The 2107-nt window shown below is 47.1% G+C and carries 2 protein-coding genes; both read left to right on the top strand.

The features are described 5' to 3' along the window. Positions 1-214, top strand: a 214-nt coding sequence (locus ABGT15_RS14595; protein ID WP_367232199.1) for a type IX secretion system membrane protein PorP/SprF, incomplete at its 5' end; no start/stop codon positions are given. Positions 215-232: 18 nt separating this feature from the next. Beyond that, positions 233-2095 carry an OmpA family protein gene (locus ABGT15_RS14590; protein ID WP_367232198.1) on the top strand — a complete coding sequence of 621 codons (1863 nt, stop codon included), beginning with the start codon at positions 233-235 and terminating at the stop codon, positions 2093-2095. Positions 2096-2107 lie beyond the last annotated feature (12 nt).

The raw sequence follows: 2107 nt of genomic DNA, 5'->3' as shown, positions 1-2107 counted from the left end.
GTATGAGAAGTTGGAACTTGGGGTAACCTATCGTTTGGAGGATTCCTTCGGGGCGATGGTCAACTTCGGGATCACCAAGGATTTACGCATCGGCTATGCTTACGATCACATCGTATCGGATCTGGATGCTACGACCAAGTCTTCACACGAGTTCATGCTTTTGTGGGATGTTAGTTTCTCTAAGAAAGTATCCACTTCACCTCGATTTTTCTAATTTAACCGGTAGTATAACATGAAGAAAACCTATATCACCTTAAGTTTTGTATTCGCCGGTTTATTGGCCACAGCACAAAACAAAGACACTCAGGCAGCCGACAAGCTCTATAACCGATATGAGTACATCGATGCTGCGGAGCAGTATTTAAAACTGGTAAACAACGGCAAGGCGGACAATTACGTATACCGTCAACTGGCCGACAGCTACTATAATATGTTCAACACGCAGGAGGCTGCCAGATGGTATGCCAAGGCGACGGAAGAAAAGCAGGATGCAGAGGTGTACTACCGCTATGCGCAAATGCTTAAAGCGGATGGGAAATACGAGCAGGCCAACCAACAGATGGAAAAGTTTGCCAAGTTGCTTCCCAACGATCAAAGAGCGGTAGCCTTCAAAAAGGAGCCGAACTATATTCCGAGACTAACGGCGCAGCAGAAGCTTTTCGACTCGAAGAATATCGACATTAACAGCGATAAGTCAGACTTCGGAGCACAACTGGCGGATGACAACACCCTTTATTTTGCCAGTGCGCGTAACACTTCGAGAAAGAACTACGGCTACAACGATGAGCCGTATCTGGATTTGTACAAAGCCACTAAAAACGCAGACGGTACGTACAGCCAGCCTACGGAAGTGGAAGGCATCAACAGCAAATGGCACGATGGTCCTGCTACGGTAAGTGCAGACGGCAATACGATGTACTTTGCCAGTGAAACGTTCCGCGATCAGGTGTTTGACAAGGACAAAGCCAAGAAACTGAAATACGGTAAGGTAGGCCTTTTCAAAGCTACCAAAGCGGAGGGTAAATGGACCAACATCCAAGCTTTACCATTTAACAACAAAGATTACAATACAGGTAACCCAAGCCTTAGCAAAGACGGGAAGACGTTGTACTTCTCCTCGGACATGCCGGGCGGAGTGGGGCAATCGGATATCTGGAAGGTGAGCGTAAACGGTAACGATTACGGTACCCCGGAGAACCTAACGGCTATCAACACGGAAGGACGCGAAAACTTTCCTTTCATTACCGATGAGAACAAATTATACTTCTCTTCGGATGCAAGACAAGGTTTTGGAGGACTGGATGTTTTTGTAACAGACCTAGACAAAGGCATGGAAGTAAAGAACGTTGGTAAACCGGTGAACTCGGAGAAAGACGATTTTGCATTTAGCTACAACGTAAGCCAGAAGACTGGTTTCTTCTCCAGTAACCGAGGGGGTCAGGATGATATCTTTATGGCCATTCCGGTGTGTGGGGTACAGTTGAACACCACCAGTAAGAACGCGAAAACCGGCGAACTGTTATCGGGGGCTTCGGTTGCAATCTTAGATGAGAAGAACAACGTTATAGAAACCAAGTACACCACGGCCGATGGTTTTGTGGGGTATGCAGTGGATTGTGACAAGCCGTACACGCTACAGGTGTCTAAGGATGGGTTTGTGAGCAAAACCATCGCGGTGGAGAAAACCCAGGGCGGTGAGAAACCAATCACAGCAGAACTGGATCCTATTGATGTGATTGTAACGGAGACGGAAGTGATCTTAAACGACATTTTCTTTGAATACAACAAGAGCAACATTACCAAGTCGGGCGCTTTCGAGCTGGACAAATTGGTTCAGGTGTTAAAGAACAGCCCAAGTATGGTGATTATGGTGAAATCACACACGGACAACCGCGGCACGGACAGTTTCAACATGAACTTGTCGGAGCGTAGAGCCAAGAGTACGGTTCAGTATGTAATCTCCAAGGGGATTGCTAAGGACAGAATCTCGGGTCAGGGCTTCGGGGAGAGCGAGCCTAAGGTGCAGTGTACAGACTGCAGCGAGGAAGAGCACGCGAAGAACCGTCGTTCGGAATTCTTAATTGTGAAGAAATAAACCGTATCACAT

The organism is Flavobacterium enshiense (genome assembly GCF_040750275.1).
GTDB lineage: Bacteria > Bacteroidota > Bacteroidia > Flavobacteriales > Flavobacteriaceae > Flavobacterium > Flavobacterium enshiense_B.
This window is presented reverse-complemented; position numbering and strand designations above follow the sequence as displayed.